Source organism: Parasphingorhabdus sp. (assembly GCF_039968395.1).
GTDB lineage: Bacteria > Pseudomonadota > Alphaproteobacteria > Sphingomonadales > Sphingomonadaceae > Parasphingorhabdus.
This window is the reverse complement of record NZ_JBDVPV010000001.1, coordinates 464,986-489,805: the sequence shown is the minus strand read 5'-3', so window position 1 is coordinate 489,805 and position 24,820 is coordinate 464,986. Positions and strand designations below refer to the sequence as shown.

General features: G+C 53.6%; 29 protein-coding genes and 1 tRNA gene. 9 read left to right on the top strand and 21 right to left on the bottom strand.

The features are described from left to right. Positions 1-172 precede the first annotated feature (172 nt). The 3 genes from rpsA (at position 173) to ABJI30_RS02380 (ending at position 2,640) form a co-directional block, all read left to right on the top strand. The gene (gene rpsA, locus ABJI30_RS02390) at positions 173-1,876 is read left to right on the top strand and encodes a 30S ribosomal protein S1 (protein WP_348015309.1); all 1,704 of its coding nucleotides are present in this window, start codon (positions 173-175) and stop codon (positions 1,874-1,876) included. Positions 1,877-2,139: 263 nt separating this feature from the next. Beyond that, a complete protein-coding gene (locus ABJI30_RS02385) occupies positions 2,140-2,421 on the top strand; it encodes an integration host factor subunit beta (RefSeq protein ID WP_348015636.1) in 282 nt (93 codons plus the stop codon). A gap of 132 nt (positions 2,422-2,553) precedes the next feature. After that, positions 2,554-2,640: transfer RNA gene (locus tag ABJI30_RS02380), tRNA-Leu, on the top strand. 8 nt (positions 2,641-2,648) lie between these two features. Here ABJI30_RS02380 and ABJI30_RS02375 read toward each other — a convergent pair. Beyond that, positions 2,649-3,209, bottom strand: coding sequence for a TetR/AcrR family transcriptional regulator (locus tag ABJI30_RS02375; protein WP_348015308.1), 561 nt, complete (start codon positions 3,207-3,209; stop codon positions 2,649-2,651). Between the two features lie 209 nt (positions 3,210-3,418). Here ABJI30_RS02375 and ABJI30_RS02370 point away from each other — a divergent pair, with 209 nt between their 5' ends. Beyond that, positions 3,419-3,841 carry a hypothetical protein gene (locus tag ABJI30_RS02370; RefSeq protein WP_348025364.1) on the top strand — a complete coding sequence of 141 codons (423 nt, stop codon included), beginning with the start codon at positions 3,419-3,421 and terminating at the stop codon, positions 3,839-3,841. A 42-nt stretch (positions 3,842-3,883) separates the two neighbouring features. Here ABJI30_RS02370 and ABJI30_RS02365 read toward each other — a convergent pair whose 3' ends face one another. Further along, positions 3,884-5,068 (bottom strand): acyl-CoA dehydrogenase family protein, encoded by a 1,185-nt coding sequence (locus tag ABJI30_RS02365; protein ID WP_348015306.1) that lies wholly within the window; start codon positions 5,066-5,068, stop codon positions 3,884-3,886. Between the two features lie 79 nt (positions 5,069-5,147). Between ABJI30_RS02365 and ABJI30_RS02360 the strand changes: the two genes are divergently transcribed. From ABJI30_RS02360 to ABJI30_RS02350, 3 genes are read left to right on the top strand one after another with little or no spacing between them, the layout of a single operon-like run. After that, positions 5,148-6,686: a peptide ABC transporter substrate-binding protein gene (locus tag ABJI30_RS02360; RefSeq protein WP_348015305.1), complete on the top strand. Its 1,539-nt coding sequence runs from the start codon at positions 5,148-5,150 to the stop codon at positions 6,684-6,686. Between the two features lie 2 nt (positions 6,687-6,688). Beyond that, entirely contained in the window at positions 6,689-8,191 is a 1,503-nt protein-coding gene (locus ABJI30_RS02355; RefSeq protein ID WP_348015304.1) for an ABC transporter substrate-binding protein, read from the top strand. Between the two features lie 34 nt (positions 8,192-8,225). Beyond that, complete coding sequence (locus ABJI30_RS02350) at positions 8,226-8,672, top strand: DUF4112 domain-containing protein (RefSeq protein ID WP_348015303.1); 447 nt, start codon at positions 8,226-8,228, stop codon at positions 8,670-8,672. Positions 8,673-8,675: 3 nt separating this feature from the next. Here ABJI30_RS02350 and ABJI30_RS02345 read toward each other — a convergent pair whose 3' ends face one another. Next, positions 8,676-9,224: a carboxymuconolactone decarboxylase family protein gene (locus ABJI30_RS02345; protein ID WP_348015302.1), complete on the bottom strand. Its 549-nt coding sequence runs from the start codon at positions 9,222-9,224 to the stop codon at positions 8,676-8,678. A gap of 77 nt (positions 9,225-9,301) precedes the next feature. On the opposite strand from ABJI30_RS02345, the gene ABJI30_RS02340 reads away from it, so the two are divergent. After that, positions 9,302-9,622: a helix-turn-helix domain-containing protein gene (locus ABJI30_RS02340; protein ID WP_348015301.1), complete on the top strand. Its 321-nt coding sequence runs from the start codon at positions 9,302-9,304 to the stop codon at positions 9,620-9,622. Positions 9,623-9,625: 3 nt separating this feature from the next. On the opposite strand, the gene ABJI30_RS02335 is transcribed toward ABJI30_RS02340, so the two are convergent. From ABJI30_RS02335 to leuC, 16 genes are all read right to left on the bottom strand, one after another. Further along, positions 9,626-10,306, bottom strand: a complete 681-nt coding sequence (locus tag ABJI30_RS02335; protein WP_348015300.1) for a ribonuclease T — start codon at positions 10,304-10,306, stop codon at positions 9,626-9,628. A gap of 70 nt (positions 10,307-10,376) precedes the next feature. After that, positions 10,377-10,832, bottom strand: a complete 456-nt coding sequence (locus tag ABJI30_RS02330) for a hypothetical protein (RefSeq protein ID WP_348025363.1) — start codon at positions 10,830-10,832, stop codon at positions 10,377-10,379. Between the two features lie 10 nt (positions 10,833-10,842). After that, positions 10,843-11,691, bottom strand: coding sequence for a carboxylating nicotinate-nucleotide diphosphorylase (gene nadC, locus ABJI30_RS02325; protein ID WP_348015298.1), 849 nt, complete (start codon positions 11,689-11,691; stop codon positions 10,843-10,845). Between the two features lie 112 nt (positions 11,692-11,803). Then, positions 11,804-12,259: a hypothetical protein gene (locus tag ABJI30_RS02320; protein ID WP_348015297.1), complete on the bottom strand. Its 456-nt coding sequence runs from the start codon at positions 12,257-12,259 to the stop codon at positions 11,804-11,806. Between the two features lie 5 nt (positions 12,260-12,264). Further along, complete coding sequence (gene nadA / locus ABJI30_RS02315; protein WP_348015296.1) at positions 12,265-13,278, bottom strand: quinolinate synthase NadA; 1,014 nt, start codon at positions 13,276-13,278, stop codon at positions 12,265-12,267. 55 nt (positions 13,279-13,333) lie between these two features. Then, complete coding sequence (locus ABJI30_RS02310) at positions 13,334-14,437, bottom strand: hypothetical protein (RefSeq protein WP_348015295.1); 1,104 nt, start codon at positions 14,435-14,437, stop codon at positions 13,334-13,336. Continuing rightward, a complete protein-coding gene (locus tag ABJI30_RS02305) occupies positions 14,434-15,312 on the bottom strand; it encodes an MBL fold metallo-hydrolase (RefSeq protein ID WP_348015294.1) in 879 nt (292 codons plus the stop codon). The genes ABJI30_RS02310 and ABJI30_RS02305 overlap by 4 nt, the downstream gene beginning before the upstream one ends. 97 nt (positions 15,313-15,409) lie before the next feature. Continuing rightward, positions 15,410-17,395 (bottom strand): M56 family metallopeptidase, encoded by a 1,986-nt coding sequence (locus tag ABJI30_RS02300; protein ID WP_348015293.1) that lies wholly within the window; start codon positions 17,393-17,395, stop codon positions 15,410-15,412. Continuing rightward, on the bottom strand, positions 17,392-17,760 hold the full coding sequence (locus ABJI30_RS02295; protein ID WP_348015292.1) for a BlaI/MecI/CopY family transcriptional regulator: 369 nt from the start codon (positions 17,758-17,760) through the stop codon (positions 17,392-17,394). Before ABJI30_RS02295 ends, ABJI30_RS02300 begins: the two co-directional genes overlap by 4 nt. 526 nt (positions 17,761-18,286) lie before the next feature. Further along, positions 18,287-18,619: a Grx4 family monothiol glutaredoxin gene (gene grxD, locus ABJI30_RS02290; RefSeq protein WP_348015291.1), complete on the bottom strand. Its 333-nt coding sequence runs from the start codon at positions 18,617-18,619 to the stop codon at positions 18,287-18,289. A gap of 10 nt (positions 18,620-18,629) precedes the next feature. Continuing rightward, positions 18,630-18,863 (bottom strand): BolA family transcriptional regulator, encoded by a 234-nt coding sequence (locus tag ABJI30_RS02285; protein ID WP_348015290.1) that lies wholly within the window; start codon positions 18,861-18,863, stop codon positions 18,630-18,632. Between the two features lie 11 nt (positions 18,864-18,874). Then, positions 18,875-19,201 carry a DUF1476 domain-containing protein gene (locus ABJI30_RS02280; RefSeq protein WP_348015289.1) on the bottom strand — a complete coding sequence of 109 codons (327 nt, stop codon included), beginning with the start codon at positions 19,199-19,201 and terminating at the stop codon, positions 18,875-18,877. Between the two features lie 79 nt (positions 19,202-19,280). Next, positions 19,281-20,282, bottom strand: a complete 1,002-nt coding sequence (locus ABJI30_RS02275; RefSeq protein ID WP_348015288.1) for an NADPH:quinone oxidoreductase family protein — start codon at positions 20,280-20,282, stop codon at positions 19,281-19,283. 37 nt (positions 20,283-20,319) lie between these two features. Then, positions 20,320-20,913, bottom strand: a complete 594-nt coding sequence (leuD, locus tag ABJI30_RS02270) for a 3-isopropylmalate dehydratase small subunit (RefSeq protein ID WP_348015287.1) — start codon at positions 20,911-20,913, stop codon at positions 20,320-20,322. Further along, positions 20,910-21,161 carry a hypothetical protein gene (locus tag ABJI30_RS02265; protein ID WP_348015286.1) on the bottom strand — a complete coding sequence of 84 codons (252 nt, stop codon included), beginning with the start codon at positions 21,159-21,161 and terminating at the stop codon, positions 20,910-20,912. The genes leuD and ABJI30_RS02265 overlap by 4 nt, the downstream gene beginning before the upstream one ends. Positions 21,162-21,164: 3 nt before the next feature. Then, on the bottom strand, positions 21,165-22,601 hold the full coding sequence (leuC, locus tag ABJI30_RS02260; protein ID WP_348015285.1) for a 3-isopropylmalate dehydratase large subunit: 1,437 nt from the start codon (positions 22,599-22,601) through the stop codon (positions 21,165-21,167). Between the two features lie 102 nt (positions 22,602-22,703). Here leuC and ABJI30_RS02255 point away from each other — a divergent pair, with 102 nt between their 5' ends. Continuing rightward, entirely contained in the window at positions 22,704-23,252 is a 549-nt protein-coding gene (locus ABJI30_RS02255; protein ID WP_348015284.1) for a sterol desaturase family protein, read from the top strand. On the opposite strand, the gene ABJI30_RS02250 is transcribed toward ABJI30_RS02255, so the two are convergent. Next, positions 23,218-24,108 carry a DMT family transporter gene (locus ABJI30_RS02250; RefSeq protein WP_348015283.1) on the bottom strand — a complete coding sequence of 297 codons (891 nt, stop codon included), beginning with the start codon at positions 24,106-24,108 and terminating at the stop codon, positions 23,218-23,220. The genes ABJI30_RS02255 and ABJI30_RS02250 overlap by 35 nt on opposite strands. Before the next feature lie 15 nt (positions 24,109-24,123). Beyond that, complete coding sequence (locus ABJI30_RS02245) at positions 24,124-24,756, bottom strand: glutathione S-transferase family protein (protein WP_348015282.1); 633 nt, start codon at positions 24,754-24,756, stop codon at positions 24,124-24,126. Between the last annotated feature and the right edge of the window lie 64 nt (positions 24,757-24,820).

Sequence of the window (24,820 nt, the reverse complement as noted above, 5' to 3'; positions counted from 1 at the left end):
ACCACTCCGGCTTTGGCGCAGCTTTTGCTATTTGTGCTTACAGTTTCGCACCGCTGTTTTGGTACTTTTCCGGGGAATACGGCTATCACATTCGGTGATGGTTGTGTTTTGGTCCAAGACCAGCGGAACCAACCGCTTGGCCCGAAAAATTGACTACTAAGGATATAACCATATGGCCTCAACGGCATTTCCAAGCCGCGACGATTTCGCGGCACTCTTAAACGAATCTCTCGGTGGAGAAGACCAAGGCTTTGAAGGCCGCGTCGTCAAAGGCACCGTAACCGCCATCGAAAATGACATGGCTGTCATCGATGTAGGATTGAAATCAGAAGGCCGTGTTGCGCTGCGTGAATTCGCCGCTCCCGGTCAGAAAGCCGAACTCAGCGTAGGTGACGAAGTCGAAGTTTATGTCGACCGCATCGAGAATGTAAATGGCGAAGCCATGCTCTCCCGCGATCGCGCTCGCCGCGAAGCAAGCTGGGACAAGCTTGAAAAAGAATATGACGAAGGCAACCGTGTTGACGGGATTATCTTCGGACGTGTCAAAGGCGGCTTTACCGTCGATCTTGATGGCGCCGTAGCCTTCCTGCCCGGCAGCCAGGTTGACGTCCGCCCGGTGCGCGATGTCACCCCGCTCATGGACATTTCACAGCCTTTCCAGATCCTGAAAATGGATCGCAAGCGGGGCAATATTGTTGTTTCCCGTCGGGCCATTCTCGAAGAAACCCGTGCAGAGCAACGTTCCGGCCTTATCGAGTCTCTGGCTGAAGGACAGGTTACCGAAGGTGTCGTCAAAAACATCACCGACTATGGTGCATTTGTTGATCTGGGCGGCATTGACGGCCTGCTCCACGTTACCGACCTCAGCTACAAGCGGGTCAATCATCCGAACGAGATGATCAATATCGGCGATACGCTGAAAGTTCAGATCATCAAGATCAACAAGGATACACAACGTATCTCGCTTGGCATGAAACAGCTCGAAAGCGATCCATGGGATTCGGCTTCCGAGAAATATGCTGTGGGCACCAAGCTGTCCGGCTCCGTAACCAACATCACTGAATATGGTGCGTTTGTGGAACTGGAAGCTGGCATTGAAGGCCTTGTCCATGTTTCGGAAATGAGCTGGACCAAGAAAAACGTACATCCAGGCAAAATCGTATCCACTTCGCAGGAAGTCGATGTGATTGTTCTTGAGGTTGATACCGAAAAACGCCGGATTTCACTTGGCCTCAAACAGGCTCAGTCCAATCCGTGGACCGATTTTGCAGACACGCATCCTGTTGGAAGCACCGTCGAAGGCGAAGTCAAGAATGCAACCGAATTCGGTCTGTTCGTTGGTCTCGAAGGCGACGTCGATGGCATGGTTCACATGTCCGATATCGCTTGGGGCATTTCCGGCGAAGATGCGCTCAACCTCCACCACAAGGGTGAGCAGGTGAAAGCTATCGTTCTCGACATCGATGTTGACAAGGAACGCATTTCACTGGGCATGAAACAGCTTGAGAAAGGCGCTCCCGCTGTTGGCGGCGCTGACACTGGCGGCATGAAGAAGGGATCGGTTGCGACCGTGAACGTTCTCGAAGTACGCGACGGTGGACTTGAAGTTCAGGTTGGTGACGATGGTGCTACCGGATTCATCAAGCGGACAGATCTTGGCCGTGATCGCGACGAGCAGCGGCCTGATCGCTTCCAGGTTGGTCAGAAAGTTGACGCAATGGTCATTGGTTTCGATCGTTCCAAGAAACCAAACTTCTCGATCAAGGCGCATCAGCTGGCTGAAGAAAAACAGGCTGTCGAGCAATTTGGTTCCACCGATTCTGGTGCCAGCCTTGGCGACATTCTGGGCGAAGCGCTCAAGAAGAAAGACGATTGATCCAACCAGGCTAACTGCCTTGATCAATATGACAAAAAGCCCGTTCTCCCACGAGGAGGCGGGCTTTTTTGCGTTTCAGGCCAACCGAGCCTGTATAAATCCGTCCCGATTCAATACGTATCGAGTCATAAAATCCAAAGCCCATTGAAAACATGTAAATTTTCTGGCACTATCAAGGCTTATTCCTAGTAGGTGGAACTGCTTTCTTTGAAAGCCTGATTCCAAAAATGGCATGGTTGCCCCTGAAGCGGAAAGGCAAGCCGATGATACGTTCCGAATTGCTTGAAAAACTGGCACATGAGAACCCGGAATTAAAGCCGGATGAAATCGAAAAAATTGTGGATCTGTTTTTCAATCAGATAACCCAAAAACTTGCAGAAGGTGGCCGGATCGAGCTCCGGGGATTTGGAGCTTTCTCTACCCGCGAACGCAAACCGCGCATTGGTCGGAACCCGCGCACGGGTGAATCCGTTCAGGTGCCCGCAAAACGCGTACCTTATTTCAAACCTGGAAAAGAGATTCGGGAACGCCTGAACAAGCGGTAACAATCTGAACAAATGGCGGCCTTGTCGTCTGGTTCACATGAAATTTTCCATTTTTATGCTGACGGCACTTGACCCGCCGCGTGCAATAATGCTTGTCGCAAGACATCCGGTTATCTCACCGGATCTACCGGTGCGGACGTGGCGAAATGGTAGACGCAGCAGACTTAAAATCTGCTATCCGAAATGGGTGTGCGGGTTCGAGTCCCGCCGTCCGCACCAGTCTGAATTCAAGACAATCGCAATCGCAACTGCGCCAATGCCCGATCAAAATAGGAAGTGTCCTTGTGTAAACGGGACATCACTATAGCTCCGTCGACTTGTGCCAGACAAGCCATGGCCTCTGACTCAGGATCACTTATCCCGGAAACCGAACCGTCAACCTGTCCCCTTGCGAATGCCTCGGTTAGCCAGATCATATTGCGAGCCTGAAACTCTTTCACATCATCAATCAATTGTTCGTTAAGAGCGTCACGGTCCACGCACAGCGCAATCGACAAACAGATCGACTCTCCATCTTCGATGGTAGCACGCGTTTCCGCAAGATAGGCGGCCAAACGTGTTGCGCCATTTGCCTTGCTTTGATCCATGCCATCAAACCAGCCGTAAAACCGCTGAGAATAGCGCGCAAAAACAGCGACCAGCAAGTCGGGTTTTGTGGGAAAATGATGAAACATGCTGGCTTTGCGAATACCAACATCCCGCGCAATATGTCCAAAACTGAAGCCATTATGCCCTTTTTGCCGGGCGGCTCGCTCTGCATGTTCCAATATGGCGGATCGCGTATCCATAGCATCCTTGTAACAGCAAATCTCGTATATGCAAAAAACGTATCAAATGGCGGCAATATGTAAAATACCGGCGGAACACGGCTATTTCGTTGACTACCATCCGGTTGGTAGATACGTTTGCAACCAGTCAAATGATGATTAGGGGGGCTAATATCATCACTGATCGCGATCGTTCCGAACTAGAAAATGAACCAGTGGAAGGTTCCGGAATGGTTTCGCCTGAAGATTCAAGTTCGTCATTGATGTTTCAGACATCGGCCGAACCAGAACCCTCCGCCGATGATATTGACAGCCCGAAGATCGCGTCTCTTTTGCTGAAGATCTGGACGATCCGTGCGGGAAGCTTCAAACAGGTTTCGGACGAGATAACCGAGATTCCCTGGAATATCCTGCTGGACCTGACCTGCTCGGAGGAGATCGGACGAACGGTTGTCGCTTCGGATCTCGCGATTGCCTACAACGTCCCAAAAAGTACGATGAACAGATATGTCGATTATTTGCACAGCATCGGATTGGTACGCAAGACCCGTGATAAAGCAAACCGGGTCAGGGTATTATTGACTTTGACCGATTCAGCGAAAACCACAATGTCCGGAACACTCGACAGAATTGGCGACGAATTGCAAATCTAACCGGATTGATATTCAGGTTAACCGCTGACCCTTTCAAGCGGCTCAAAGCATCGACATATCCGAAGGCTGATCAAGCATGATCCTGCCTGCAAGTTCAAACACCGCTGGCGCGGTTGCAATATGCTGGGTCGCAACATGCGCATCCCGGAATCTCCGTTGCAAGCTATTGCCGCTATACACCGCAGCTCCTCCTCCGAGCGTATAGGCAGATTTGCAAGTGTCCGCCGCGATTTCCGTTGCGTGGGCACAGGCCAGACGCAAATTTCCGCGCGTTTTGGGCGATATGGCATTTTCTCCCGTTGCCTCAATCCACGATTGGGTAACCGCCGACTCCAAATAGGAAAATGCGCTGCTCAACCTGGCTTCTGCTTTGGCGAGATCCACTTGAACCGTTGGCCGCTGCGCCATGGTCCGCCCACCACCCGGTGTTTTCTTGTTTAAGGCTACCGTCTTGATTTCCTCAAGTGCGGCACGTGCATTTCCCAGAGCAACCGACGAAACCCCCAATGCGAGCAAACCGAACAAAGGAAATTTGTATAGTGGCCCTTTTTCTCTGGGAACATCAGCAACGAATGACACGCTGCGTTCTTTTGGCACGATCAGATCCTGCACCTTGAAGTCTCCGGATCCCGTGCCCTTCATTCCCGAAACATGCCAACTATCGATGAATTCCACTGCATCCGCCGGAAAGAACAACATGCGGTGGCAGGGCGCACCATTGTCGAACTTTTGCAAATCTCCGTCCTTGAATATCATTGCACCGCCGCCCAGCCAGTCACAATTTGGTGATCCGGAACCCCACTGCCATTGGCCGGACAACAGATAGTGATCGCCCTTGTCTACCGCCTTGCCCATTGGTGCGAATACGCCGCCGGTTATCACATGCCGGGAACCGAATATTTCCCGTGCAGCGGTCTGATCCATGTAGGCGGCACCAAGTGTGGACGTTACCGCAATCATCGCGCACCACCCCGCGCTGGCATCGGCTTCTGCGATAGTCTCAATAATTTTCAGAAAATCGAGAGGCTCCAGCTCCAGCCCTCCAATCGCTGCGGGTTTTGAAAGATTATAGGCTCCCGCCATTGCCAGTTTCAGCGCCAGGTCAGTCGGCAACTGCCGTGCTTGCTCGGTTTCGCTCGCGCGGCTGGCTATTTCCGGGAGCAGTTCAATAATGGCATTGCCAGTCGATCCGCCGATTCCGCTAATATCATACTGCAAACCCACCATGTTTTTCTCCGTAACAGCACTCAACATAAGAGTTACTGTTTGTTGATCCAGCAAAAACAACTAGTGTCAGAATATGCGCATGACTTTCTTTTTCTGCCTGCTGTTGATGCTGACGGGATGCGAGCCACGGCTGGACGAAAACACCATGCCCGGTCGCCATCAGATTGTCAGACTTTCGGATTCCGAAATCAAAGGTCTCGACCCCCAGAAAATTTCTGATCTGTCATCGCTGCGCATCGCGGCAGATCAGTTTGAAGGACTGACGCGACTCAATGCCCGAGGCGAGGCAGAACCCGGACTGGCTGAGCAATGGATGGTGTCGGACGATGGCCGCGTCTGGACGTTCATACTTCGAAAGAATTTGCGCTTTTCAGATGGAGCAAGTTTCGATGCCACCATTTTTCCGCAAATATTGAAGCGACTTCGCGACCCCGGCAATGCAGCGCCGGCAAAGTCGTTATTTGACAATATCTCTGGAGTTCGCGCAACCGGGGAAAATGGCGTTCAGATAATCCTCGCTGCCCCGGCCCCTTCCCTGCCCATAGTTCTGGCTCACCCCGCGATGGCAGCAATTCCGTTACACCGGATTGGTGCGGTCGGCGACAAATGGACTTCCGACCGACCGCTGGTTACCAGCGGCCCGTATCAGATGACAAGCTGGCGACTCAACGATCATGCCCGGCTTGATCGCAACGCCAACTGGCACGACGAACGGAAAATTGTAGAGACCATCATCTGGAAACCAATGGATGATGGATTGTCGGCAATGCGGCTTTTCCTCGCCGGCGGTGCGGATATAGCAGCGGACTATCCGGCGAGCCGGCACCGCTGGTTGCAGGAAGAGCATCCCGGTCTGGCGCACAGCGTGCCCTATCTGGGAAGCTATTATTATGCGTTCAACACACGGCGACCTCCCTTTGATGATCGCCGGGTCCGCATGGCGCTATCACTGGCAGTCGAGCGTCAATGGATCGTGGATGAAGTGATCGGGATCGGCAATATCCCTGCCTGGGGCCTGTTACCGCCAGGATTGGCTGGGCAGGAAAATTTCAAGCCGGAATGGGCTGATCAGCCGAGAGAAGAACGACTGTCCAAGGCCAGAAAGCTTCTTGCGGACGCAGGCTATAACGTTGACAATCCTCTGGAATTCGAGATTCGTTTCAACAGCTCGACCGAACATCGCCGGGTATCAGTGGCCCTGGCGGCGATGTGGAAACCATTGTCCGTGAATGCCAGCCTGTTCAACAGCGAAGCGGCCTTGCACTTCGCAGCACTGCGCCAGCATGATTTTGCATTGGCACGGTCCGGCTGGATTGCCGACATTCCCACCGCTGACAATTTTTTGATGGTGCATCAATCTGCAAATGGTTCAGGTAACTATTCCGGGTACAATAATCCGGATTATGATGGACTTATCACCAAAGCGCTGGAGACACCGGATCCGGATCAACGCGATGCCCTCATGAGACAGGCCGATGAGATCCTGTCCGCCGATACGCCGGTTCTGCCTCTGTACTTTTACGTGACGCGTTCACTGGTTTCAGAACGCATCTCGGGATGGGAAGATAATATTTCCAATGTTCACCCCAGCCGTACTTTGCGTATAAGGGCGAAATGATCATGCCTCGCCTCGCTCGCTCCTTCAAGATCTGTCTGGCATTGACGGCCAGCCTGGCGCTTGCGGCATGCAGTGCCTCGGGAAATGAAGATCGTGCGCGGGTGACCGTAATTGATGACGCTGGCACCAGCATCAATCCTGTCGGAATCCGGTTAAACTACGCATCGGCCACTGCGCGGTCTGCTGTTGCCAAGGGATTAATTGGTCTGGACGAACAAGGGCGTGTCGTCCCCTCAATTGCAGCGCGCTGGATCGTAACTGATGATGGTCTCAGCTATATTTTCCGCCTGAACGAAACCAAATGGGAAGACGGCAGACAGATTACAGCAGAACGCATCGCGACCTTGCTGACGGAACGATTTGTGGAATTGCGCACCAGTCGCCTGGGCCGGGACCTGCGCGTAGTCGACGAAATTATCTCGATGACCGGGCGCGTGATAGAAATCCGCCTGGATTCACCGCACCCCAATTTCCTGCAGCTTTTGGCGCAACCGGAAATGGGCCTGTTCCGTGCCGGCCATGGCGCTGGTCCAATGATCGAGTTCGACCGAGCACCCTTCTATCAACTGGCTCCGCTCGTGTTGCCGGATGAGAATGAAGAAGAAAATCCGGAAGAAGAAGAGACCGCCGTCGAAGACGACCCCCGGCGTGTCACATTGCGCAGTGAAACGGCATCCCGGGCGATCGCGCGCTTTGATGCCGGGCATATTGACGTGGTACTCAATGGCAAGTTTCATCACTTGCCGCTTATCGACGAGTCCGGGATCAACACCAATAATCTGCGACTGGACCCGGTTGCGGGACTGTTCGGATTGCGATTTATCCGCGGTGAGGGCTTCTGGTCGGTCCCCCAAAATCGGGAAATTTTATCAATGGCCATCGACCGCCCCGCCCTGTTGACGTCCTTTCCGAATGTCACAGCCTGGAAAAGTCGCCAGAAGATCGTCCCGGAAGCTCTTGATGTTGCCGGGATCAATACACGGCCCGACTGGGCCTCGATGACAATGCAGGATCGGATCGCATTTGCCCGGCAGCACGTTAGCCGGTGGAAAGCATCCGAAGGCTTTGTCCAGCCATTGTCCGTCTCCTTACCCGATGCCGCGGGTGCAGATATTTTATTCATTCGCATTCGCGCGGATTTGCGCCGGGTGGGACTGGATGCCAGGAAAGTCGGATTGGGCGCAGAGGCAGATGTTCTTCTGATCGATGAACTGGCGCCTTATGACAGTCCGCAATGGTTCCTGTCCCGATTCAGTTGTGATCAGACGCCGGTCTGCCTCAATGATGCCGACAGCAAGATTTCCGAAGCTGACGCAGCAACCAACCTTGAAATCAAGGCAAGGCTTTATGCTGAATCCGAACAGATGCTGGTCAATCATTACAACTACATCCCGCTGGGCACGCCCGTCCGCTGGTCTATCGTACGGCCCGATCAGCGCGGGTTTGCGGTAAATCCCCGCGGGTGGCATCCATTGAATACGCTGGTGGGAATACCTATATCATAAGTGTATGAGGTTTATAGGACAGGGAGACGCGTATATGGCCATTTCAGAAGAGCAGCTGAAACGGCTCGCGGAGCAATTGCCCGATGTCAGCCGCGATCCCCAAGCGGTGCGCCAGCGCGTTGAAGCGATGGAAAAGGTGCTGGAACGTGCCTTTGTCATTCCCGGAATAAACCGTCCGATTGGCATCGATTCTCTGGTCGGTTTGATCCCTGTGGTTGGTGATATCGTTACCGCAGTCATGGGGGCCTATATCGTCTGGGAAGCCCGCAATCTGGGCATGTCCAAATGGCAATTATCCCGCATGGCGGCCAATGTCGGCATTGATACCGCATTGGGAGCAGTGCCGTTGGCTGGTGACCTGTTTGACTTTTTGTGGCGGTCCAACAGCCGTAATCTCAAGATCATCCGCAAACATCTCGACAAGCACCATCCCGGAACGCACACCATCGATAACAGCCCGACACTGTTCGGCAAGGACTGAACATCAGGCAGCGGGGAAGCGGGCGCCAAATTCCTCACCGGCCAGTCTTGCCGTATTCGCAACAAAACTGACGGTATGATAGGTACCGCACAAGGCCATAATTTCCAGTTGTTGCTCCAACGACCAGCATTGCTGAAAATGATGCAGATCAGCATCTTCCACGATTCCCTGATCACATAACTGGTCGATACAGCGTATCAGCAAATGTTCGTCAGCATCCCAGAGTTCGCTATTCGCCTCCGGATATCGCGTTGCAGCAATTTGCGCTTCTGAAAAGCCGGCCGCTTTGGCAAATATCGCGACGTGGACCCCCCATTCATATTCGCAGTTCCGGTTGGCAGTCGTGCGAAGAATAACGATCTCCCGTTGACGCAGCGATAGCGGACTTTCCTTGTCCAGAAGATTGGGAACCGCTTTCTGCAAAAACCTCTTGCTGTTCGCAAAGGTCCTGAAGAGGGTCAGCAAATATCCATCCTGCTGCGGATAGTTTTGTAAAATTGCTTCGATTTCTGGACACATTGGACGGTCCAAAGGCCCTAAAATATTGCGCATCTGCTATCTCCTTGCTACATATTATGTAGTATACATGCGCTACATTATATGTAGCGTCAAGAAAAAGGTGCACGCTCATGCCAGACAGGAGTATAACGCGCGGATCGACGACCGGTCGGCCGATCATGGTTTTGCTGGATGCTCTGGGTAAACGCTGGACCTTGCGGATCATGTGGGAGCTGCGTGATGGTCCCCAGACCTTTCGCAATCTTCAGGAACGCTGTGACGATGTCTCGCCCACAACACTGAATAACCGCCTCCGGGAACTGCGCAAAATGGCGATCATCGATCATCGAGAAGGAGGATATTGCTACACCGCATTGGGAACCGAACTGGGCGAGCAAATGATCGCTCTGGACCAATGGTCAGCCCGTTGGGCCGATAGCGTTAAAGACTAGCGCCTAAGCTCCCCGCCAGATCTTCACGGCGCTGTCATTACCCAGCATCTGCATATGCGATGGACAGCGTTTTGGCCGAAAGCCTTGCCCCAGACAGATACGTACTTCCTCCAGCCATCCCCGACGATTGACTTTGAGTCTGATCATATTGGCGGCAAGTCCTTCGTTGGCGGATACAAACGCCTGGCGCAACTGGCCGGCCGTGAGCGGTTTGCGTGATAACCGGTCCATATTGGGGAACACCACCGCCCCGAACATGATCCGTGAAATGCGAAAATAGGTTTCAGGGCGTCGGGCCATGCAAGACCCGTGCTTCGCCCATTCTGTGGCCATTAGACGCGCGGTGGGCATCATGCAGAAATTGCGTTTCACAATCGCCGGTGAAAGCGCCCTGGTTGGCCGGCACCATTGCGGATAAGACGGTCCCTGTGCATCCGGCCAGAGGCCATGGAGGATGAACGCAAAACTGCCATCATCGCCGCTACACTGCGTTTTATGGCGCGCATTGTCCTTGCGGGTACGGCAAAATTCCGGAGACCAGCTCATCGCCAGCGTATAGCCGGATATCGGCTTGATCCGGCGTGGCTGGCTGGCTGGCTTTTTGGATGGTGATGCCGGCTGGATGAGTGAAGGCGCGCGGCATTGATAGGATTGGGCATTTGCCATTGTTGGAACAAAAAGCATCAGCGGGATGCAAAATGACCTGAAGGCCCTGGTCAAAAGAGAAACAGCCTTCAAAACACTGGTTTTCAATCTACTTGAACACATCTTCCAGGTCCGTGTCTTTTTCCAGTGAGATTGCCCCTTTTGATGCGAACCAAAGACGGGCATCGGATCGGAAAAGAAGCGCAAAAGCAACAAATGCAAGAGTTTTTGAAGCAGCATAAAATACCAGGTCGGTTCCTTCATATCCTGTGTAGTCAACGGCCCAACTCACCAGCGAAGCCACTGAAATTGATATCAGTATCCATTTCGCAATTTTAGACGCGCGATGTGCGGTGTAAAACCAGAGCAGCAACTCGATCGCAAAAACGATGACCATTGCCGAAATCGTGGCGGCCACGAAAATCCTATATGTTTCCGGATCAAATTCATCATCAACAAAAATATTGTCCCATTGGAGCACGAGTTCAACAAATGAACCAAAAATCGACAACCCGTATAAGCGCTCAAACCAAAGAACAGAATTGGGCCTTGGCGAATACGTCATGTCTTGATTGCTAATCCTGCCAGAAATCCAGCCCGATGTCAGCCGCCGGAGCCGATTGTGTCAAACGCCCGACCGAAATGAAATCCACGCCGGTTTCCGCCTTGTCGCGAATGGTCTCCAGATTGATGCCGCCACTGGCCTCTGTCGGCACACGTCCGCCAATCAGCGTCACCGCCCCGCGCAGGGTTGCCGGCTCCATATTGTCGAGCAGCAAATGGGTCGCGCCCGCTGCCAGCGCCGGTTCAATCTGATCGACCCGGTCTACCTCGACAATGATCCGTTCAATTCCGGCATCAACAGCGCGCTTCACCGCTTCGCTAATATCCCCCGCGACCGCGACATGATTATCCTTGATCATCGCTGCGTCCCACAGACCCATGCGGTGGTTCTGCGCCCCGCCCATGCGCGTCGCATATTTCTCCAGCACCCGCAGGCCGGGAATGGTTTTGCGGGTGTCGAGCAACGTGCAGTTCGTGCCCTGTATCTGGCGAACATATTCGTTGGCCATGGTTGCAATACCGGTGAGATGCTGAACCGTGTTAAGCGCGCTGCGTTCCGCCGTCAGCATCGCCCTGCCCTTGCCTTTCAGGCGCATGATATCCGTGCCGGCTTCGACTGCCTCGCCTTCCTGCGTGAGAATTTCAATCTCGACGTCCGGATCCAGCGCCCGAAAAAATGCTTCGGCAATGGGAAGCCCTGCAATAACGGCATCGTGGCGGCTGTCCATGACGCCGGTGAAGACAGCATCTTCCGGAATCACGGCCTCGGATGTGACATCGCGGCTGGTAGGACCGAGGTCTTCCGCTAGCGTGGATTGAACAAAAGCGTCGAGGTCGAAGCGGTCTAGGGTGAAGGTCATGGCCACTGTCTAACGACAAGCTGCCACGACCGAAAGTGATAATCTGCCATGCTAGCGCAGGCTGGCATCTCGGGCGTCGAAGCGAAAACAATTGAGAGTAGACACCCTTAAATCAATTCAACGCATCAATATCCGTAAGCGACAATTCAACAAACTTATCAAAATTATCGGCAACAAACCTGTCTTTGCCTCCGATTACGGCTATTTTCCCATAGTCTGAGCCAGATTGACAACAAATCGCCCATGCCCAACTCCAAATACAATAGTCTGCAAAAAAAAGATATTTGCCCGAATGCTTGGCAATTTGTTCGTGGGAGATTTCGCCATCATACTCTTCAGGAATGTTTTTTATGCGGTCTGCTGACCACCAATCAACAAAATCATCGTCAACGCTGTCCTGATGGGGCATTGGCGCTGTTGTTTGAAGATAGGATTTGAAAGTGCCGGGAATCAGGATGTCGTATCTATCTTCCAGCAACTTGATTGAATTGCCTTGGATGAAATCGACCCTGCCAGATTCATGCTTATTGCTCCAACGTTGCTTCAATTTTTCGCAGGTTGAATTCAACTAACTCACCCCTCATGGGCCAAATCAGTAGGCCCCAAATCGCCCTGCCCAATCGTAGCACTTGCCATTTCCAGCATTTTGTCCAAACTCTTCTTCGCGGCCAGGCGCAGCTCCTCGTCCATCTCGATCCGGGGTTCCAGATCGCGCAAGGCCACGTAGAGTTTCTCCATCGTGTTCAGCGCCATATAGGGGCAGATATTGCAGTTGCAGTTTCCGTCCGCGCCGGGTGCGCCGATAAAATTCTTTTCCGGAACTGCTTTTTCCATCTGGTGGATGATGTGCGGTTCGGTGGCGATGATGATTGTGTCACCGTTAAATTCCTTCGCATATTTCAGGATCGCGCTGGTCGAACCGACCATGTCGGCATGATCAACAATATAGGCCGGACATTCGGGATGCGCGGCGACGGGCGCATCGGGGTGCTTCACCTTGAGTTTGAGCAGCTCTGTCTCGCTAAATGCTTCGTGGACGATACACACGCCAGGCCACAGCAGCATGTCGCGGCCGGTCTGGCGCGCGATATATCCGCCGAGATGCTTGTCAGGGCCAAAGATCACTTTCTGATCCTTTGGTATCTGAGAAAGAATATGTTCGGCCGACGAACTGGTGACGATAATATCGGACAGCGCTTTTACTTCAGCGGAGCAGTTAATGTAGGTAAGCGCGATATGATCAGGATGCTCGTCGCGGAACGCCTTGAACTTGTCTGGCGGGCATGAATCTTCCAGCGAGCAACCCGCATCCAGATCGGGAAGCACAACGACCTTTTCCGGCGAGAGAATTTTGGCGGTCTCTGCCATGAATTTCACGCCGCAAAAGGCGATGACATCAGCATCGGTTTCCGCAGCCTTGCGCGACAATTCCAGACTGTCTCCGACAAAGTCGGCAATATCCTGAATCTCGGGCTTCTGATAATAATGGGCGAGGATGATCGCATTGCGTTCCTTGCGCAGCCGGTTGATCTCTTCGATCACGTCCACGCCTGCCAGGCTGCCTCCAATTCCACCACGTGCGTCCATTATATCGTTCCTTTGAATGAGTTGCTTTGGCTATGCCATGCGGCGACCGAAAAGATCAATCGTCGATGCGGAATTTTACGATTTCCGCTTTCACTGTCCGGGCCGCATCCATGCCCCCCAATATATAGTAATCATCGCCCGATTTTACGAGCCCGCGATGGTCCATGCTCGCCGCATCCAGCCTTCCCAATGCCTGCCAGCTATCCGAATTCAGATCATATCCAAAAATCCGGTCAGAAGGTTTTGCGGGCACATCATCATAACCGATGCCATTGTAATTATATGGATTGTCGCCGCCGCCCGCGAATATTACCTGCCCGCGCTGCTCATCCCCCATCGATGCCATGCGATAAAGCGGTCCACCGGGCATGGGATCAACCGGTTTCCAGTCAATTTGTGCCGGATCATCGGGATCAACGTCACCGCGCCACGTAAATGGGGCAGCGACAAACTTGCGTTTGCCATCAACCAGACCGGCAACCGCGACGCCATCTGAAATGATCATGCTGTTGCCAACCATGCCACCGGCATGACCAAAGACGGGTTTGCCGGGAAACGCGGTGGCCTGGGTCCAACCGTCGGTTCGGGTATCATAGAGCTGGACCAGACTGACATTGCCCTGATCATGCCAGCCGGATACCAGATAGATATAGCGGTCGAGATAGGGCAGAACGACCATGTCATCGACCGGTGTCGGCATGTCGGCCACCCGTGCATAGTTCTCATCCTCCGGGTCGAAAGCAAATACTTCCGGAGTCGAAACTTCAGTGCCGCTCTCGGCAACCGTATATCCGCCGAAAAGATAGATTTTACCGGAGATTGTAACGGCAGCGCTGGCCAATCTGCCTTCGTCAACCGGCACCGGTGCAATCGTTTCACAGGTTTGTGAGCTGATGACACAGGCAAATGCCGCATGGCTGGTATCCTGCCAGCTCTTGCCCTTTGTCAGGCCATTAAAGCTGTACAAAGTGGCCCCGTCTGGGCCCTGGGCCTTCGCGACGGCATTGTTGGTGATCGCTTCCGGCAGGGCAAATGAAGCAACAATATCGTCGTCCTCTGCCGCTGCGGATTGTTCCGCACCTTTTGGCCACAACAAATAAGCCAGCACAGCGACCGCAATGACGACAGACAATATCGTCAGGCTGCCCAGCCGCTTCATTCGGTCAGGCTCCAGACTTCATTTTCTTCTCCAACCCGTCCGCGATTTTGTAAATCCAGGAGATGGGCCAGAACTGACCTGCCAGCAGCACCAAACAGCCGCGGGTCCAGTCCTTTGTACATTTTCTGAACCATGTCCGGAATGGCCGATGCGTCCTCATCGAGTAGGTTTAGGATCTGACGTTCCCGCTGTTTGCGGTGGCCCATCATCCCGCGAACCAGCTGTTGCGGTTTGTCCACCGGCTTCCCGTGTGCCGGATAATAGACCTTGTCTTCCCGTTCATAGATTTTCTGCAGCGAAGCCATATAGTCCGCCATGTCGCCATCGGGCGGCGAAATCACACTGGTCGACCAGGCCATGACATGATCGCCGGTGAACATCGCACCGGATTCCTGCACGGCGAGACACAAATGGTTGGATGTATGACCTGGTGTTGCAACGGCTTCGATCGTCCAGCCATCGCCGGCCAGAGTTTCGCCGTCGACCAGGATACGGTCCGGACTATAGGTCTGATCAAAGCTTTCATCCGCGCGTGGCCCATCATCTTCCAGCACCAGCGGGGCGCATCCGATGATAGAAGCACCTGTTCGCACAGAAAGCGGTCCCGCAGCAGGGCTGTGGTCGCGGTGGGTATGCGTGCACATGATCGCAGTGATTTTTGCATCGCCAGCTGCGGCCATAATGGCATCGATATGGGTATCCAGCGCAGGACCGGGATCAATCACGGCACGATCACTACCATTGCCGACCAGATAAGTCTGGGTGCCGGTATATGTATAGGGACTGGGGTTACCGGCGAGAACGCGGACAATCAGCGGTTCCAGCTGCTCTGCCAGGCCTGTCGGGAAACTGGCGGGATCAAATTGCTCATCCATGACAGGGATGTGGCATATTCAGCCGCGAACACAACCAAAAATCATCCTGGGCAACCGAAGCCGCACGCGATCCATTCAAATTTTTCGACAGTTTAGATCAAATCGTTTGCAGTTTGATCTGCAATTTTTCGATTTCCCGATCATAGTTTTTCAGATCCCGGCGCAATTTGGCCTTGGGTGTATCGCAGGATTTTGCTGCCGCAGCCCGGCGCTCCTTGAGGGAGCGAAGCGTGATTTTCATCATTTTTTTCTGATCGATCTTGGTTTCAAAAGTTCCGCAACCGGCAACCACGGCCCACGCATGTTCGGTCATTCCGCCCCGTTCGCCGCCAAAGGCGATTTTCTTGTTCATCGCCTTGCAGTTTATGTCTGACTTCCTGGCGGAAGGAGCAACCGGCAATTGCGGTGCGAAGGATATTTCCGCAACCTGATTGGCAATGCTCCAGATACGCGAGGTTTTGCGACTTTCACTGGCGGAATTGCGTTCGGCTTCACGAATAGCCTCTCTGGCTTCCCATCGCGCTTCGCGTTGAGCTTCACGGGCCTCTTCACGTGCTTCGCGTTCTGCTGCGCGCGCTTCCTGTTCGGCCTCGCGCGCTTCCCGATCCGCTTCGCGTGCTTCCTGTTCGGCCTCGCGCGCTTCCTGCCACGCTTCGCGCTGCGCTTGACGAACCTCGTTCTGGGCTTCTCGAACGCTTTGCTTCGCATGACGCTGAGCCAGAGCAACCTCACGTTTCCATTCAATCTGGGAATTTTGAAATTCACGCTGGATGTCTTGCATCTGGCGCTTCAGTTCTTCCCGGTCGAAATCCATTTCGCGCAGAGCCTGATCGGCTGCCATACGAGACTTTTCGGCTTCCTCAACCAGTTTGCGTACTTGCTTCGCCGTCAGTTTTTCACCGGTGCGCAGGATAATTGTCCGTCCATTGACTTTGACTTTATGAACATGCTCTTCCCAGTCATCACCGCTCTTCTGTCCGTTTAGCATGGTGATGTTCGTGACACTCCCTGCCCGATCAGTTGCGGCAACTTCCAATGGTTCCGGAGCTGCAGGTGCAGCTGGCGGAACGAGTGCAATGGGGGCGTCCGGTGCAACAGGAACCGAAACATCCGGCTCCACCAGATCCTCGACAATTGGTTCCACAGCATATGTAACGGTAGCAGTCAGTGGCAACGCGACAATAGTGCCCGCACCGACCAGAATGGCGCCAACACGCTTGCGAAAGGACGATTTCTCATTTTGGCCAAGCATTTTAAGCCGGTCCTTGATCTTGTCCTTCTGGTTCAGAGGACTGGCGAGACCCAGCTTGTGTCCGGAAACTGATTTCGCGATCGTCCGGCCATAGACGGCCCGAACCTCGCGACCGCTTTTTTGCAATATACGTGCATCACAGGCCGTTTCCTGATCCTGCCGAAAGGCAATCCAAGCAAACCAGGCCACCGGATTGAACCAGTGAAGTGAAAGAATAAGAAGGCCGACGAAATTCGCAGCCAGATCACCGGAGCGATGGTGCGCGATTTCGTGCTCCAGAGCCAGTTCCCGTTCGCGCGGCGCGTAATTGCGGAAGAAATCTGCAGGCACGGCGATATATTTGTCGAAAATCCCGAATGCGAGCGGTCCACCGACGGCAGCGGTTTCAAGAATTTTAATATTGCCATGCTGGCCAACGAGCTGGCCATCGGCGAGAATATCTTCGCGAAACTGAAAATAACCAGCAAGCTTGCTCACAAACAGCAATCCTGCTCCGCCGATCCACAATATCACGGCAATCATAACCCAGTTCACAGAAGCAAACGCGCTGACAGCAACTTGCTGGACAGCAGAAGACTGCGCAAGATCCGAAGCAAGAATCGCGGGTACCAGGGGCTCGGCAACTTCGGCTGCAGGAACCGTGACAGTCAATGTCGGCATGAACAGGCGTGCAAGCGGTAAAATCCAGAGCAGATAGGAGATATGGGGACCGAAAAAATGGCTGACAGGCTTTCGAATGAGAAGCACCAGTGCCATCAACAATGTCATCGACACCATTGTATCCAGAGTCCAAACTGCAAAAATCCCGCTTCCCAAAAGCTCGCTGCTCATGCTTTCAACTCCCTTAAAAGCTCTTCGATTTCGCGAATATCATCCGCGCTCAATTCGTCGGCCTCCGCCAGGTGCGCAACCAGCGGCGTGACTTTCCCCCCGAAAAGTCGATCGACAAATTTACGTGAAACTCCCGCCAGATAAGCATCTCTCTCGACCAGTGGCGAATAAAGGAACCGGCGCCCGTCGCGCTCTGTTCCGACAACGGCTTTGGCAGCCAGCCGGGAAAGTAGCGTCTTCACCGTCTGAAGCGACCAGCCCTTTGCCTCGATCACGCGGTCGGCGACTTCAGTCGCGGTCAGAGGTGCTTTTGCCCACAGCACCTCCATGACTTCATGTTCTGCTTCGCTGATGCGCTCAACCATCAAAGTGCTCCCTCAACCGAAAACAAGCTTTCGGCTATCCTGACTTGACCACAGTTGTAGTTTAATCGACTACGGTTGTAAACAATGAATTTTACAAGTCGCGCGCGCTGGCCTGTCAGAAACTCGGAAAATTCGCTCTGTCGCTGTCGAGAAATTTTACATCAAACCAAACGTTAACAGCCTGATAACCAGCTAAATCACTGAATTTGCGTCCGAGGTCAAAACTGGCATGAACAGTGCAAGGTATGGTTTGTTCCTATTGTTTCATTCCCACGAAACAGAAATGAGGGGGACGACGGCCTGGTCTCCATCGTCCCCTCTCATAGAAATTACAGACAAACACTACCCTGTATCACAGCGGCTCGGAACTCCTAATCCGGGCCGCTTCTGATTCTGGTGTAATCTTTTTGGCCAGCAGATCGAATCAGCACACCAATATCGATTTGCGCTCGAAACCGATCGCCCGTTTCAAGATATTATATCAGCGCTTACGAAAAGGTGGTCTGTCAAACAGCCCGAAAACTCATCAGCTTGCGGGCGCAACTTTCTTTGCGGCCATCAGCTCGCCCAGTTCACCGGCTTCATACATTTCCATCATGATGTCCGAGCCACCGACAAATTCGCCTTTGACATATAGCTGCGGGATCGTGGGCCAGTCGGAAAAAGCCTTGATGCCCTGGCGAACGTCCATGTCCTGGAGCACATCCACGGATTCAAAGCCAACGCCCAGATGCTCCAGTATTGCGACGGCTTTGCTCGAAAAACCGCATTGCGGGAACAGGGGTGTTCCTTTCATGAAAAGCACGACGTCATTGTTCGTGACCATGTCTTCGATTTTTGCGTTGGTTGCATCTGACATAATAATTCTCCTAAGCGGGAGTTCCGGTGGTCAGCTGCAACGCATGCAACTCTCCACCCATTTTACCTTTGAGGGCGGCATATACTGCCCGCTGCTGATTGACGCGGCTCATACCGGCAAAGGCAGCTGACACCACCTTGGCGGCATAATGATCACCATCCCCTGCAAGGTCCTGAATTTCGACAATAGCATCGGGAAAAGCTTCCAGGATCATCGCCTCCAGATCTGCGCTCGCCATCGGCATATTCGGCAGTCCTATTCAGCTTGTTCGATGAACTGGCGCCGCGCCTCGACCATCTTGTCGGTCAAGGCTGTTCGGATGCCGGCGTCATCAATATCCACTCCAGCAGAAGTCAGATCGCCCAGAAGTTTGCGGATAACGTCTTCGTCACCAGCCTCTTCAAAATCAGCCTGAACCACAGCCTTGGCATAGGCATCCGTTTCTTCGGACGTCAGACCCATTTTCTCTGCAGCCCATTCTCCGACCAAGCGGTTTCGCCGTGCGGTGATCTTGAACTGCAATTCCTCATCGCGTGCAAATTTCGCTTCAAACGCCTTCTCACGATCATCAAAGCTAGCCATTATCTTCCCTTAACTCTTGTTGTCTTGTTCAAATCTAAAAATAGGCACTGTACCGCCGCGCCACAAGGGCACAACATGATCAATCAGCAACTTTCACGACCAGTTTTCCGATCGCGCCACGATCTGCCATTTTCTGGATTGCTTTCCCGGCATCTTCAAACGCAAAAACCTCGGACACGCGCGGCTGGATCATGCCCTGATCCCAGAGTTTGAACAGCCGTTTGATGTGAGAGCGGTTGCCCTCCGGATCACGTGCTGCATAAGCGCCCCAGAATACACCACACACATCGCAAGATTTCAGCAATGTCAGATTTAGCGGCAGTTTTGCGATGCCGGCTGGAAATCCAACCACAAGAAAGCGACCTTCCCATGCGATCGACCGCACGGCAGGCTCGCTGTAATCACCGCCAACTGCGTCATAAACAATGTCAGCTCCGCCCGGTCCGACAGCTGCTTTAAACTGACCGGCAAGCGCCTTCGACGCCTCCTTGTCAAAAGGCGCTCTGCCGTAAACGACCGTTTCATCAGCACCTGCTTTTTTGGCAAATGCCGCCTTTTCCTCGGATGACACGGCCGCTACCACACGCGCGCCGAAAGCCTTGCCAAGTTCGACAGCAGCAATACCGACGCCGCCGGATGCGCCGAGAACCAGCAACGTATCGCCTTCCTTGATATGCCCGCGATCAACCAGGGCGTGGATCGACGTGCCATAAGTCAGGATCAAAGCCGACGCATCTTCAAAACTGACGCTGTCCGGAATCTTGAACACGCTATTTTGATCAACTGCAACTTGCTCAACCAACCCGCCATGACCGGTAGTCGAGGCCACTCGGTCACCAACCTTGACGGCTGTCACACCTTCGCCAACCGCCGCGATAACGCCGGAGACTTCCCCGCCAGGCGCAAACGGCCGCGGGGGTTTGAATTGATACATATCCTGAATGATGAGTACATCAGGATAGTTGATAGAGCATGCTTTCACATCAATAATCACCTGGCCCTTGCCTGCAACCGGGCCATCGACGTCGATCATTTCCAGCGTATCGGGACCGCCGACTTTCGTAGACATTAGTGCTTTCATATTTTGCTTCCTCTTTTCTCAACGAAGAGTTGTTTGATCAGGCGGGCACCGGCTTGTGCCAGGGCTGCGCAGAATCGACCTTCTGTTCGTGTCGGTCTATGGCACTGGAATTCGTCATTGTCAGGTCTATTTCATCAAGACCTTCCATCAGACATTTTTGGCGGAACGCATCCATCTCGAATTCAAACCGGTCCTGATAAGGTGTAGTGACGGTCATACTCTCCATATCGATGGTGACGGGATCGGTTTTTGCGACTTCCATCAGCCGGTCAATTGCGGTCTGAGGCAGGGCAATTGCAAGCAGTCCGTTCTTGAACGCATTGCCCGAAAAAATATCTGAAAAGCTGGGTGCGATAATCGCCTTTATTCCCATATCATCAAGCGCCCACGCGGCATGTTCTCTGCTTGAACCGCAGCCAAAATTGTCACCTGCAATCAGTATCGATGCACCCGCATATTCCGGGTCGTCGAAAATATTGCCTTCCTGCGCTCGGATCGATTCAAACGCGCCCGCGCCAAGTCCCTCCCGCGATATGGTTTTCAGCCATTCGGCACTGATAATAACGTCCGTATCGACGTTTTTCTGACCAAAGGGGATTGCACGCCCCTCAACTGAGCGGACGGGTTTCATTCCGGAACCCCATCGTCATCGTCAACCGGTTCGTTTTCGTAACGCGTCCCCGGCTTGGGTTTGGCCGCTTTGAACTCATCCATTTTGCGCATCTTGTGGCGTCCGGCGTAGATCAGGGCAGCTGCCACCGCTGCAGACCCAACCGCAGCGCCGACTTTTGCGCCAGTCGACCATTTCCCGGATTTCTTGTCTTCACCATCTTGCGATGCAGACTTTTTCGGTTCTTCGGGTTTTTTATCATCAGTCATCGTTCAGTCCTGGGTTATGAGCTCACGAACATCTGTGAGCTTTCCTGTTACAGCGGCAGCGGCGGCCATGGCCGGTGAAACCAGATGCGTTCTGGCGCCAGGTCCCTGCCGTCCAACGAAATTGCGATTCGAGGTCGAAGCACAGCGCTCTCCCGCCGGGATTTTGTCCGGGTTCATTCCCAGGCACGCCGAACAACCTGGTTCCCGCCATTCAAAGCCGGCATCCGTAAATATTTTGTCGAGCCCTTCCGTTTCTGCCTGCGCTTTTACCAGACCTGAGCCCGGCACGACAATCGCCCATTTGACGCCATCAGCCTTCTTGCGACCTTTCAGCACGTCGGCTGCGGCACGCAAATCTTCGATCCGGCTGTTTGTACAACTGCCGATGAAAATGTTCTCCACCGCAATTTCATTCATTTTCTCACCGGCCCGCAATCCCATATATTCAAGGGATTTTCGTGCCGCATCCTGTTTCGAAGGGTCTGCAAAATCTTCCGGAGCCGGAACAATTCCCGTGACCGGCACAACGTCTTCGGGGCTTGTTCCCCACGTTACAGAGGGAGCAATCTTCGCGGCGTCAATCGTGACGGATTTGTCAAATCGTGCGCTGTCGTCCGTGGGCAGGGTTCTCCAGTAAGCCACCGCCGCGTCCCAATCCGCGCCCCGAGGCGCCATCGGGCGCCCCTTCAAATATGCAAAAGTCGTTTCATCCGGAGCGATCAAACCTGCTCGTGCGCCCGCTTCGATGGACATATTGGACACTGTAAGGCGTCCTTCGATCGACATTTTTTCGAATACTTCTCCGCGATATTCGATCACATGACCGGTACCTCCGGCTGCTCCGATTACGCCAACAATATGCAGGATCAAATCCTTGGGACTGATATCCGGTCCGAGCTGTCCATCAACCCGGATCTCCATGGTTTTCGAGCGTTTTAGCAACAACGTCTGAGTCGCGAGAACATGCTCGACTTCGCTGGTCCCAATACCAAATGCCAACGCCCCGAGAGCGCCATGGGCTGCGGTATGACTATCGCCGCAAACCATGGTCGTGCCTGGCAGGGTAAATCCCTGCTCCGGTCCAATGACATGGACAATGCCCTGTTTCTCATCCGTTGCTTCGAAATAAGGGACACCAAAGGCCGCGACATTGGTTTCCAACGCCTCAAGTTGCTCCGCACTTTGCGGATCCAGAATCGGCATGCGGTTTCCGGCTGCATCAATCCGGGCTGTTGTGGGAACGTTGTGGTCGGGAACAGCAAGCGTCAAGTCTGGCCTGCGCACAGTCCGTCCTGCTTTTCGCAAGCCTTCAAAGGCCTGCGCACTGGTCACTTCGTGAACCAGGTGACGATCAATGTAGATGAGTGCTGTGCCGTCATCACGCTGATCCACCACATGGGCATCCCAGATTTTTTCGTAGAGGGTTTTTGCTTCTGCCATATCGTCCTTTTCCCCAATATGGTGTTTCGTTTAGCCAGATCAATTGCGCAGGCAAGCACGAAGTGACTTCAAATACCCTTCAGAAAGGCCTATCTTCGCCAGATGGACAGTTTTGCGATCATAACAACGATATTGTGTGCGGTCATCGGGATGGAATTTGTCGCCTGGGCATCGCACAAATATATCATGCATGGCTTTGGCTGGGGCTGGCACCGTGATCATCATGAGCCACATGACAAGGCGCTGGAAAAAAACGATCTCTTTGGCATAGTCGGTGCGGTGATGAGCATCTCCATGTTCATCGTCGGCAGTCCGATGATCATGGGAGACAGTCATTGGGAACCCGGTACATGGATCGGTCTCGGCATCTTGTTTTACGGAATCATTTACACATTGATCCATGACGGACTGGTCCATCAGCGCTATTTCAAATATGTGCCCAAATCAGGATATGCCAAACGACTGGTTCAGGCGCACAAACTGCATCATGCCACCATTGGCAAGGAAGGCGGGGTCAGTTTCGGTTTTGTATTTGCCAGGGATCCGGTGAAGTTGAAAGCGGAACTGAAGGAACAGCGAGAGGCTGGCACAGCGGTCGTCCGCGACGCGGCTGGACCTAGCGATCTGGATTCCCTGTCCGGCGAAACATAGTCAGCGCGATACCAGCGAAAATCATCGCGCTTCCGATAAAAAACCGCCCCGTCAGAATCTCACCGAGCAGCACAACTCCGCCAAGAGCGGCGATAGCCGGTACGGACAATTGCGATGCCGCAGCCGTGCTGACCGGAATACGCGGCAATACGGCATACCAGCTGATATAGCCCAGTGCCGAGGTGATGGTTCCGGAGACCACGGCCAAAATTATCCCGGTTGGCTGGATCGATCCAAGGTCAGGGATGAACGGGACAAGCAAAGGGCAGAGCAAAGCTGCTCCGACAAAATTGCGCGCGGTGGCCAGGGCCGGTTGAGATGTTCCTTTGCCTGCCCAGCTGTAAAACCCCCAGGATATTCCGGCCAGCGCCATGACAAGGCCGCCAAGCAGAGATGGTGCGCTGTCGCCCGGAGCGAGAAACACGATCAGACCGGCCAACGCGAGAGCCAGTCCGGTCCACTGGATGGACGTGGGATAAATCCCCCGCGCTATCCCGATCATCTGCAGGCTGATCTGGCCAGCCGGAAACAATATAATCGCACCAATCGCCGCCTCGAGCGAAACATAAGCGAAAGAGAAGCAAACGGCATAGGCATAGAGTGCCAGTGCGGGGACAAGGGTGTCTGCGCGGGGCAAAACCGCCCTGCCGTGGCGAAAGCCGAAAAGGAGGGCGAGAAGCAAGGCTCCGGAGACCAGCCGGATGGTGGTGAAACTGGCCCAGTCAATGGTATGATCAGCCAGCGCCGCCCGGTTCAACAAGGAGTTTCCGGCAAATGCCAGAAGCGTCAGAATCAGCAAAATGACCGTCAGCAGGCGTCCGCCCCACGGCGGTGCGATATCCTGATCAGTCTGCACTGTCAGGAGACGTTCTCAGGCGCCGAGCGAAGGTACGATCGGTCCGCCCAGCTCGATTGCCTTGCGGTATCCGTCGCGTGCCATCATGCGCTTGCCATAGTCCATGCTGGAGGGCCGGTTGGCCAGCATGCCCGCTGCCATCGCCAGTTCGATGACATACATGATATTGATGTCGGCCCCGGTAAAGCTGTCGCCGACTATGAATTCGCGATTATCCAGATGGTGCTCGACATAGTCCAGCAACTTGACCACTTCTCCCTCGACAAACGGCGCATAGCCTTCTCCCAGTCCGCCAAAGCGAGGCGCGAGCATCTGCACGATTACGGGATTAGCCAGCGTACCCTCTGCAAAGTGCAACCATTCCAGATATTCGGAGCGATCCTTTGATCCGGGAGCCGGAGCGAACCTGCCCTCACCATATTGTTCGAGAAGATATTCAATAATTGCGCCTGATTCCATCATCAGCTGACCGTCAATTATCGCAGTAGGCGCCTTGGCCAGAGGATGGATCGCCGCCAGATCGGCTTGGGCGCGCATGGTTTCAGGATGGCGCTGATGACGGACCATCTCATATTCGACGCCCAATTCTTCCAAAAGCCAGATGATGCGGGTCGAGCGGCTATATTCCAGATGGTGCAATTTGATCATTAAAGAGGCCTCTAAATTAAGTGACGAATCAGGAACTTGTGCAGGGTTAGCATATCTTTCGCCG

Excerpts from the sequence above, each read along its gene's own strand:
- rpsA (WP_348015309.1), top strand. The coding sequence starts at position 173 with ATGGCCTCAACGGCATTTCCAAGCCGCGACGATTTCGCGGCACTCTTA.
- ABJI30_RS02385 (WP_348015636.1), top strand. The coding sequence starts at position 2,140 with ATGATACGTTCCGAATTGCTTGAAAAACTGGCACATGAGAACCCGGAA.
- ABJI30_RS02375 (WP_348015308.1), bottom strand. The coding sequence starts at position 3,209 with ATGGATACGCGATCCGCCATATTGGAACATGCAGAGCGAGCCGCCCGG.
- ABJI30_RS02370 (WP_348025364.1), top strand. The coding sequence starts at position 3,419 with ATGGTTTCGCCTGAAGATTCAAGTTCGTCATTGATGTTTCAGACATCG.
- ABJI30_RS02365 (WP_348015306.1), bottom strand. The coding sequence starts at position 5,068 with ATGGTGGGTTTGCAGTATGATATTAGCGGAATCGGCGGATCGACTGGC.
- ABJI30_RS02360 (WP_348015305.1), top strand. The coding sequence starts at position 5,148 with ATGACTTTCTTTTTCTGCCTGCTGTTGATGCTGACGGGATGCGAGCCA.
- ABJI30_RS02355 (WP_348015304.1), top strand. The coding sequence starts at position 6,689 with ATGCCTCGCCTCGCTCGCTCCTTCAAGATCTGTCTGGCATTGACGGCC.
- ABJI30_RS02350 (WP_348015303.1), top strand. The coding sequence starts at position 8,226 with ATGGCCATTTCAGAAGAGCAGCTGAAACGGCTCGCGGAGCAATTGCCC.
- ABJI30_RS02345 (WP_348015302.1), bottom strand. The coding sequence starts at position 9,224 with ATGCGCAATATTTTAGGGCCTTTGGACCGTCCAATGTGTCCAGAAATC.
- ABJI30_RS02340 (WP_348015301.1), top strand. The coding sequence starts at position 9,302 with ATGCCAGACAGGAGTATAACGCGCGGATCGACGACCGGTCGGCCGATC.
- ABJI30_RS02335 (WP_348015300.1), bottom strand. The coding sequence starts at position 10,306 with ATGCTTTTTGTTCCAACAATGGCAAATGCCCAATCCTATCAATGCCGC.
- ABJI30_RS02330 (WP_348025363.1), bottom strand. The coding sequence starts at position 10,832 with ATGACGTATTCGCCAAGGCCCAATTCTGTTCTTTGGTTTGAGCGCTTA.
- nadC (WP_348015298.1), bottom strand. The coding sequence starts at position 11,691 with ATGACCTTCACCCTAGACCGCTTCGACCTCGACGCTTTTGTTCAATCC.
- nadA (WP_348015296.1), bottom strand. The coding sequence starts at position 13,278 with ATGGACGCACGTGGTGGAATTGGAGGCAGCCTGGCAGGCGTGGACGTG.
- ABJI30_RS02310 (WP_348015295.1), bottom strand. The coding sequence starts at position 14,437 with ATGAAGCGGCTGGGCAGCCTGACGATATTGTCTGTCGTCATTGCGGTC.
- ABJI30_RS02305 (WP_348015294.1), bottom strand. The coding sequence starts at position 15,312 with ATGGATGAGCAATTTGATCCCGCCAGTTTCCCGACAGGCCTGGCAGAG.
- ABJI30_RS02300 (WP_348015293.1), bottom strand. The coding sequence starts at position 17,395 with ATGAGCAGCGAGCTTTTGGGAAGCGGGATTTTTGCAGTTTGGACTCTG.
- ABJI30_RS02295 (WP_348015292.1), bottom strand. The coding sequence starts at position 17,760 with ATGGTTGAGCGCATCAGCGAAGCAGAACATGAAGTCATGGAGGTGCTG.
- grxD (WP_348015291.1), bottom strand. The coding sequence starts at position 18,619 with ATGTCAGATGCAACCAACGCAAAAATCGAAGACATGGTCACGAACAAT.
- ABJI30_RS02285 (WP_348015290.1), bottom strand. The coding sequence starts at position 18,863 with ATGCCGATGGCGAGCGCAGATCTGGAGGCGATGATCCTGGAAGCTTTT.
- ABJI30_RS02280 (WP_348015289.1), bottom strand. The coding sequence starts at position 19,201 with ATGGCTAGCTTTGATGATCGTGAGAAGGCGTTTGAAGCGAAATTTGCA.
- ABJI30_RS02275 (WP_348015288.1), bottom strand. The coding sequence starts at position 20,282 with ATGAAAGCACTAATGTCTACGAAAGTCGGCGGTCCCGATACGCTGGAA.
- leuD (WP_348015287.1), bottom strand. The coding sequence starts at position 20,913 with ATGAAACCCGTCCGCTCAGTTGAGGGGCGTGCAATCCCCTTTGGTCAG.
- ABJI30_RS02265 (WP_348015286.1), bottom strand. The coding sequence starts at position 21,161 with ATGACTGATGATAAAAAACCCGAAGAACCGAAAAAGTCTGCATCGCAA.
- leuC (WP_348015285.1), bottom strand. The coding sequence starts at position 22,601 with ATGGCAGAAGCAAAAACCCTCTACGAAAAAATCTGGGATGCCCATGTG.
- ABJI30_RS02255 (WP_348015284.1), top strand. The coding sequence starts at position 22,704 with ATGGACAGTTTTGCGATCATAACAACGATATTGTGTGCGGTCATCGGG.
- ABJI30_RS02245 (WP_348015282.1), bottom strand. The coding sequence starts at position 24,756 with ATGATCAAATTGCACCATCTGGAATATAGCCGCTCGACCCGCATCATC.